The organism is Halorhodospira neutriphila, from assembly GCF_016584055.1.
GTDB classification, from domain to species: domain Bacteria; phylum Pseudomonadota; class Gammaproteobacteria; order Nitrococcales; family Halorhodospiraceae; genus Halorhodospira; species Halorhodospira neutriphila.
Genome location: NZ_NRSH01000103.1, coordinates 1 through 7,823, shown reverse-complemented (window position 1 = coordinate 7,823; position 7,823 = coordinate 1). Strand labels below are relative to the sequence as shown.

9 protein-coding genes are annotated in these 7,823 nt (G+C 65.3%); 8 read left to right on the top strand and 1 reads right to left on the bottom strand.

The annotated features are described in order from the left end of the window. Positions 1 to 648, top strand: a 648-nt coding sequence (locus CKO13_RS09080) for a tetratricopeptide repeat protein (RefSeq protein ID WP_200259818.1), incomplete at its 5' end; no start/stop codon positions are given. A gap of 22 nt (positions 649 to 670) precedes the next feature. Next, positions 671 to 3,409: an ATPase, T2SS/T4P/T4SS family gene (locus CKO13_RS09075; RefSeq protein WP_200259815.1), complete on the top strand. Its 2,739-nt coding sequence runs from the start codon at positions 671 to 673 to the stop codon at positions 3,407 to 3,409. A 56-nt stretch (positions 3,410 to 3,465) separates the two neighbouring features. Here CKO13_RS09075 and CKO13_RS12940 read toward each other — a convergent pair whose 3' ends face one another. Next, on the bottom strand, positions 3,466 to 3,942 hold the full coding sequence (locus tag CKO13_RS12940) for a pilus assembly FimT family protein (RefSeq protein ID WP_274600674.1): 477 nt from the start codon (positions 3,940 to 3,942) through the stop codon (positions 3,466 to 3,468). A gap of 258 nt (positions 3,943 to 4,200) precedes the next feature. Between CKO13_RS12940 and CKO13_RS09065 the strand changes: the two genes are divergently transcribed. The 6 genes from CKO13_RS09065 to CKO13_RS09040 all read left to right on the top strand — a co-directional run. Beyond that, on the top strand, positions 4,201 to 4,668 hold the full coding sequence (locus CKO13_RS09065; RefSeq protein WP_200259812.1) for a pilus assembly FimT family protein: 468 nt from the start codon (positions 4,201 to 4,203) through the stop codon (positions 4,666 to 4,668). A 2-nt stretch (positions 4,669 to 4,670) separates the two neighbouring features. Beyond that, positions 4,671 to 5,090 (top strand): type IV pilus modification PilV family protein, encoded by a 420-nt coding sequence (locus CKO13_RS09060; RefSeq protein WP_200259809.1) that lies wholly within the window; start codon positions 4,671 to 4,673, stop codon positions 5,088 to 5,090. Positions 5,091 to 5,141: 51 nt separating this feature from the next. After that, positions 5,142 to 5,642, top strand: coding sequence for a prepilin-type N-terminal cleavage/methylation domain-containing protein (locus CKO13_RS09055; RefSeq protein WP_200259806.1), 501 nt, complete (start codon positions 5,142 to 5,144; stop codon positions 5,640 to 5,642). Beyond that, positions 5,605 to 6,525: a hypothetical protein gene (locus tag CKO13_RS09050; RefSeq protein ID WP_200259803.1), complete on the top strand. Its 921-nt coding sequence runs from the start codon at positions 5,605 to 5,607 to the stop codon at positions 6,523 to 6,525. The genes CKO13_RS09055 and CKO13_RS09050 overlap by 38 nt, the downstream gene beginning before the upstream one ends. A gap of 113 nt (positions 6,526 to 6,638) precedes the next feature. After that, entirely contained in the window at positions 6,639 to 7,376 is a 738-nt protein-coding gene (locus CKO13_RS09045) for a transposase (RefSeq protein ID WP_200259800.1), read from the top strand. Positions 7,377 to 7,392: 16 nt separating this feature from the next. Then, positions 7,393 to 7,823 (top strand): hypothetical protein (locus tag CKO13_RS09040; protein ID WP_200259797.1); only part of this gene is annotated, 431 nt, incomplete at its 3' end.

Genomic DNA, 7,823 nt, shown 5'->3' with positions numbered 1-7,823 from the left:
CTCGTCGGGGTCGGCCCGGGCGGCGAGGCCGCGGGCAGCCGCGGCACCTTCGTGCGCACGCCGAGCCGGGCCGACCCCGACGAGCGGGCCCGCACCCTCCTCGAGCAGGGGCGCACCCACGCCGGCGCCGGCGACAACCTCGCCGCCGCCCAGGCCTACCGCCGCGCCCTGGAGCTCGACCCGCAGCTCCACGAGGCGCGCATCCAGTACGCCCGCCTCCTCGCGGCTAGCGGCCGGGAGCGCCGGGCCCGGCAGGTCCTGCGCACCGGGCTGGACGAGGCCCCCGCCCACCGGCGCATGGCCCGCTACTACGCCGCCCTCGCCGACGAGACGGGGGAGGTGGAGGCCGCCATCGACGCCCTGGAGCCGGCGGCCCGGCTCGAGGAGCCCGGCGCCCTGGAGGCGCACCTGGCCGCCCTCTACCGCGGCGCGGAGCGCTACGCGGCGGCGGCGCGGGTCTACCGCGCCCTCGCCGAGGCCGAGCCCGGCAACGGCCTGTGGCTCGCCGGCCTGGCCCTCACCGCCGAGGGGCAGGGCGACCGCGAGGCGGCGCTGCAGGCCTGGCGCCGGGTCCTCGAGCAGGGCGTCGAGCGCGATGCCGTCGCCGCCCACGCCCGCCGCCGCGTCGAGGCCCTGTCCGGCGAGTGATCCGCAAGGAGGAGGAGAGGCCATGAAGCCGCGCAAGATCCGCCTCGGCGATCTCCTCGTCCAGGAGGGGATGATCACCCAGGAGCAGATGCGCCAGGCCCTCGAGGCCCAGAAGCAGACGGGGCAGAAGCTCGGCTACCAGCTCATCGACATGGGCTTTATCACCGAGGAGCAGATGCTCGAGCTCCTCTCCCGGCAGCTCGACGTCCCCTGGGTGGACCTCAGCGAGTACTGGCTCGACCACGAGACCGCCGGCCGCCTGCCGGAGCCCTACGCCCGGCGCTTCAACGCCCTGCTCATCGAGGAGCGCGACGAGGACTGCCTCGTCGCCATGGCCGACCCGAGCGATCTCATCGCCTACGACGAGATCAGCCGCGTCCTCGACAAGCCGGTGCGCCTGGCCGTCGCCAGCGAGGCGAGCATCCGCGAGACGATCAACCTCGTCTACCGGCGCACCGAGGAGATCAGCAACATCGCCGAGGAGATCGGCCAGGATCTCAGCGGCGAGGACGACATCGACCTCTCCACCCTGGCCGTCGGCGGCGGGCGGACCAGCGCCCCGGTGGTGCGGCTGCTGCAGTCGCTCTTCGAGGACGCCGTGCAGGTCGGCGCCTCGGACATCCACGTCGAGCCCGAGGAGCGCGAGCTGCGCATCCGCCTGCGCAAGGACGGCGTCCTCCAGGAGCAGATCGTCCGCCAGCGCGGCATCCACGCCTCCATGGTCTCGCTGCTCAAGCTCATGTGCGGGCTCAACATCACCGAGCGCCGCCTGCCCCAGGACGGGCGCTTCCAGGTCCGGGTCCACGAGCGCAGCGTCGACGTGCGCCTCTCCACCCTGCCGCTCTACCACGGCGAGGGGGTGGTCATGCGCCTGCTCGACCAGAGCGGCGGCGTCGTCTCCCTCGACCGCATGGGCATCCCCGAGGCCATGCGCCAGCGCCTGCGCCGGCTCATCCGTATGCCCTACGGCATGGTGCTGGTCACCGGGCCCACCGGCTCCGGCAAGTCGACCACCCTCTACGGGGCGCTGAGCGAGATCAACCGCCCCGAGGTGAAGATCATCACCGTCGAGGACCCGGTGGAGTACCGCCTCAGCCGCGTCAACCAGGTCCAGGTCCGCGAGTCCATCGGCCTGACCTTCGCCCGCGTGCTGCGCACCGCCCTGCGCCAGGACCCGGACATCGTCATGGTCGGCGAGATGCGCGACGAGGAGACCGCCGATATCGGCCTGCGCGCCGCGGTGACCGGCCACCTGGTCTTCTCCACGCTGCACACCAACGACGCCGTGGCCACCGCCAACCGCCTCATGGACATGGGCGTCGAGCCGTACATGCTCGCCGCCGCCCTGCGCGCCATCCTCGCCCAGCGCCTGCTGCGCCGGGTCTGCACCCAGTGCCGGGCGCCGTACACCCCCGACGACCACGAGGCGGCCTGGCTGCGCGCCGCCTTCGGCGAGGCCGAGGCGGGCCGTATCCAGCTCTACAAGGGCCGCGGCTGCAACGCCTGCAGCCAGACCGGCTACAGCGGCCGGGTGGGCATCTTCGAGCTCCTCGAGCTCGACGCCGACAAGGTCGACGCCCTGCGCCGCGGCGAAGCCCGACTGGTCGCCGCGGCGCAGCAGCTCATCGCCCAGGGGGTGACGCCCATCGAGCTGCGCCCCCTGGAGGCGGCTGCGGCTAGCGGCGAGCTGGACCTCGCCGCCCTGCGCCAGCGCTTCCTGGAGCCGGCGGTCTCCCTGGACGACCTGGTGCTCTTCGTCCGCCAGCTCCACGCCCTGCTCCACGCCGGGGTGCCCATCACCCGCGCCCTGCACGGGCTGGCCGAGAACACCCGCAACCCCAAGCTCGCCCGCACCATCGACGAGGTGGCCACGGGGCTGGAGAGCGGCCAGCCGCTGACCGACGCCCTGGGCCGCTTCCCCGAGATCTTCCCGCGGCTACTGGTCTCCATGATCCGCGTCGGCGAGGAGTCGGGGCGGCTCGAGGAGTCGCTCCAGCGCATGGCCGCGACCCTGGAGCAGGAGCGGGCGACCCGCAAGCGGGTCAAGCAGGCCCTGCGCTACCCGACCTTCGTGATGGTGGCCATCACCGCCGCCCTGTTCATCGTCAACATCTTCGTCATCCCCACCTTCGCCGACTTCTTCAAGCAGTTCGACGCCGAGCTGCCGATCTTCACCGTCATCCTCATCAACACCTCGAATTTCTTCGTCGACTACTGGGCCTACATGGCCCTCGGCCTGGCGGGGGTGGTCCTCGGCGTGCGCGCCTACGTGCGCAGCGAGGCGGGGCGGCTGCGCTGGGACCGGCTCAAGCTGCGCCTGCCCATCGTCGGCAAGATCCTGCTGCGCGCCCTGCTGGCGCGCTTCGCCCGGACCTTCTCCATGGCCATGCGCTCCGGCGTGCCGCTCCTCCAGACCCTGCGCTCGGTCTCTGGGGCCACCGACAACGCCCACATCGCCCGCGGCATCGACGGCATGCGCACCGGCATCGAGCAAGGCGAGAGCCTCTACCAGGTGGCCGCGGAGAGCCGGCTCTTCACGCCGCTGGTGCTGCAGATGCTCGCCGTCGGCGAGGAGACCGGGCAGGTGGCGGACATGATGGACCAGGTCGCCGAGTTCTACGAGGGCGAGGTGGAGGCCGACCTGGACCGGCTGTCGTCGTCCATCGAGCCCATCGTGATCAGCGTGATTGGGGTGCTGGTGCTGATTCTGGCGCTGGGGATCTTCCTGCCGATGTGGCAGTTGGGGCAGGCGGCGATGTGAAATCTAAATAGAATGAGGAGGCTACAAAAATATTACCTCCTCACTCTTTAACGCTTTTACGGTGTTGCTGTTAAATCGAAGGTTGCTACTGTGTCCGGGTTATCCGCGTCTTGGACGCTGCATGTTGAAGCGGTCCAAGTACCGGGGGCAGTCCACTCGAAATCAACAGCATCCAAACTACTATCATCACTGCTGACATGTTTAGTCCACAGATCAGTAATTTTACCTGATCCATCAACAGTTACGCAATTTCCATCTTCCATCCGACAAGAAGCGACATTGCTAGTATTAGCAGAGCTGAGGGAATTAGCGATGGAACGGACTTCAGCTTGATCCCCGAGGTTGGTGAACTGCGGCACGGCGACTGAGGCCAGGATGCCGAGGATCACCAGGACGATGACCAGCTCAATCAGGGTGAAGCCCTGCTGAGCGGCCGGGGCACGGCTCTGGGGAGATGGGGAGTGGGTCATGGGGGCCGCCTCCTCTTCGCTGGGCAGCTGCTGCGCTGAGTAGCTGGGGTCTTGCTCGCTCATGGGTCTTGTTCCTCCTCGATGGGGCTCGGTGGCGCTCCGCTCGCGATCCGCCTCCTCTCCGCGACGTGTCCTGCCAGGCACCGCAGGCCGTATCGGGCCAGGACACAACGCCCCTTCAAGGCTACCCTAATCGGGCCTCCTCGGCTACCGAGGTGGAGGTCGATGCGCTATACTTTCCTTCCCTCTCTCTTGTGCCCGGCGCGGTGCCGGGGTGTATGATGTCCCTAGACATCACTTCCCTTGCCCCCCGGAGGTGGTATGCGGTCGCCGCGCGCCCGTCGTCAGGCGGGGGTTACCCTCCTCGAAGCCATCCTTGTCCTCGTCGTCCTCGGCGTCCTGGCGAGCATCGCCGTGGGCTCCATTGGAGGGGCGACGAGTGCCGCGGACGTTCGGCGGGTCCAGAACGCGCTTATCGGCGATCTGCGCACGGCGCGGATGCGGGCGATGGGGTGCGGCCGTGAGGAGGGGAAGATTCATGTAAGCATCGATGAGGGTGACGGCTGGGAGATGGCCGACCCTCACTGCGGGGAACCGATCTACGGGGATCGGGACGGCGTGACCCTCTCAAGCTCTCCTAGTAGTGACGTGGTGTTCACCTATCCGTGGGGGGCGCTCCAGGGGAGCAGCCCGAGCGCCGTGACCATCCAGCTCTCCTCGGGAGACACGAGCCAGACCATCCGGGTTGAGCCGAGCGGGGCCATCCAGTGCGAGTCGTGCGGGAGATAGCGATGCCGAGCGGGTTCCGGCAGCGGGGGGCCAGCCTCGTCGAGCTGATTGTCGCCCTGGTGGTCTTCGCCGTCGCCATGGGCGCCCTGGCGGGGGTCATCCCCACCTCTTGGCTCATCGAGGACTCGGCCCGGGTGAACGAGTTCGTCTGGGAAGCGCGGAGCTGCGTTGAGGAGATCATCGCCCTTACTGATAACAACGAACCCGGCTTCGATATCGGCGGTGACTGCCCGGATTCCGGCGGCGTGGTCGATCCCACGAATTGGGGGGTGGAACCGGGGCATTGCACCGGCGGGGCGTCGCTGGAGATCCGCTGCGAGCACTACGACAGCGAGGGCTACTACCAGATGCGGATCTCTTGTACAGGCTGTACGGACTCGGAAGTCGAGCCAGTTGTACTCCAGATCCCCGAGGGCTCCTGAGCAATGAGGCTGCACGGTACGGCTGATCGAGCTGGGCGCCAGGAGGAGGGCGTGACGCACAAGGCCTCTTTCGGCGCAGGAAGGGCCGTCGGCGGCAGCTTGGGGTTCACCCTCGCTGAGCTCATTGTAGTGATGCTCCTGATGGCACTGGTAGCGGCTCTAGCAACCCGAGTCCTTGGCCAGACCCTTGGGATGTGGTCGGACGTCCAGGAAGAAACTGAGGAGCGTGCCGAGCAAGCCGCGGCCTTGGAGCGCATGGTGCGGGAGGTGCGCGAGGCTTCTGAAGTAAAGTGCCAAGGCACGGCAAACGATACGCTTTGGGTGAAGAGGCAGGATGATACCTCTTTAGAATTTAAAGCCGGTGGCGGCGTGCTTACGCTGCGTTGGATTAGCGATTCAACTTCGGAGCAGCTCAGCCCAGAGAGCAGCGTTGCATCAGGGGGCACCCTATGCGAGTGCAAACCGGACTCGCACCACCTTGTTCGCCTGTCTCTTTCTGAGGAGGTCGAGACCCATGTCTATCCGCGAAATGCAGAGTGCGTCTCCCCCTGATGCCTCTGATAGACTGAGTGGAAAGAGCGAGAGGGGGAGCGCTCTCCTCTCCGCTGTTCTTTTTCTTATTATTAGCACTGCCGCTGCGGTGGGGGTGGTTGCCCTCGTGGGCTCCGCCTCGGAGACAAGCCATAGCCTCCTCGACTCCGAGCGTGCTTTTTATGCGGCGGAAAGCGCAGAAATGATGTCTGGTTCTCTTCCCCGCAATGGAGGGGGAGAAAATAAAGATTATCGCATTGATTTTGATGAGGATGGCAGCAAACTTTTTGGGGCACTTGTCGGGAGCGAAGATAGTGACGGGAGGTTTGGTGTTCAATACGCATCAGCAGGCTGCGAACCTGGCAAAGAGAGTTTATATGTCGGATGGGCTGGGGGTGACAAGAATAGCTGGGATAAGGCTTTTGCTAGGCATGCGATTTGTGCTACTCCTCCTCTTTATGATGAAGGTGTTGTTCCTGATGGTTATGATCTTCGTGGGATCAATGAAGCTCCCGGACAACTAAAGAAAAAGATTGGAAAAACAGCAGATGGGGTTGGTGTGGTCATAGATAATGAGACTACAACAGGAAGCGGCATCGATTTGCCAATTGGTCATATAAGTAAATATGATGTTCCGTACATAATTGTAGATAGCGATCTCGAGCTTTCGAGTGGTAGCGTTAATTTTGAGAATACTTTTTGTTTTTTGGGCGATTTGTACCATAAGCAAATAAAAAATCTAAACTTTAATGTGCCTTCTTATATTGAGGGCGAATTGAAAACAAAGCTTAAAGGGGGCGAGCATAAAGTGGATAAAGAGAGTTATCCAAAAAATCTAGAAAGTAAAGGCGAAGGTTTTTGTGGTAGTTTACCAAAGACGTCCTGGAGGTATGCCCGTTTCTAGTTTTTACGACTTGTGTGATCCTCTGCCGCCTAGAATTAATTAATTCCCGGTAAATATTGCCATTTGTTGGGCTAATCGGCATGAAGGCGAAACGCAACCACGATACTCGTAAGGTGGACCGCAACGCGATGGCGCCGATCCGCCAGCGCGCGGTTCAGGCGGTTCACGAGAGCCGGCCGGTGGCTGGAGCGTCATGCCGAGGGCGGTGCGCAGGCGCTGCACTCGCGGCCGAAGTCGGAGCGGTCGTCGAGGCCTGGGAGCGTGAGCGCTACCCGGAGATCCGCCGGCAGGCCCGTAAGGCGGGGGCGCGGATCTACTTCGCCGACGAGGCCAGCCTGTGTTTGAACTACTACGCCGGGACCACTTCGGCGCCGGCTTGCCAGACACTGGTGCTGTGCGACACCGGCTGGCACCTGCGGGTTAACATGCTCTCGGCGGTCGATCCCCGCGGCTCGATGCGCTTCAAGGTCCATATCGGCACGGTCAACGTCGGCGTGTTCATCGCCTTCCTGCAGCGGCTGATGCACGACGCCGAGGGCCCCGTGTTCGTCATCGTCGATGGCTACCCGGCGCACCGGGCGAAGAAGGTGCAGCGTTTCGTCGCCTCGACCGAGGGGCGGCTGCGGCTGTTCTTCCTGCCGCCCTATGCGCCGCACCTGAACCCTGACGAGGCGGTCTGGGCGCACGTCAAGCGCGAAGCCGGCAAGCAGGCACCCGGCAGCACCGGCGAGATGCTTGCCCTGGCGCGCTCCGTGCCGCACCGGATCCAGCGCATGCCTCGCCTGGTTCGGTCCTTCTTCCATCAGCCCGAGTGCCAATACATCCTAGCCAACCAAACTGGCAATACTTAACGGACATTTATAAAAAATGAAATCCCGCCGTTGGGCCTCCGAGATCTGGATTCCGCCGCTGGTCCTTACCGCCTGCCTCCTCACCGCCGCCCTCGACCAGGCCAACAACGGCCACGAACTGACGCTGCTCGCGGTCACGATTAGTGTCGCGCTGATTGGCCTCGTCGCCGCCGCGGCCCGGCGGCCGGCGGCGGGGCAGTGGCCGGTGGGGCCGGCCGGGGCGCTGCTGCTGGCGCTGGCGGGCTGGAGCGCGCTGGCCATCCTCTGGAGCCGGGTGCCGTACCTGTCGATCATCGACCTTACCGTCCTCGGCACGGTGGTGATCACCTACGCCGCCTGGCGGATCGCGACGGCGCCCGAGGCGCCGCGGCCGCTGCCCGTGGTGGGGTGGGGGCTGCTCGTCGCCGGCCTGGCCATGGCGGCGGTGATGGCGGGGCAGTTCTTCAC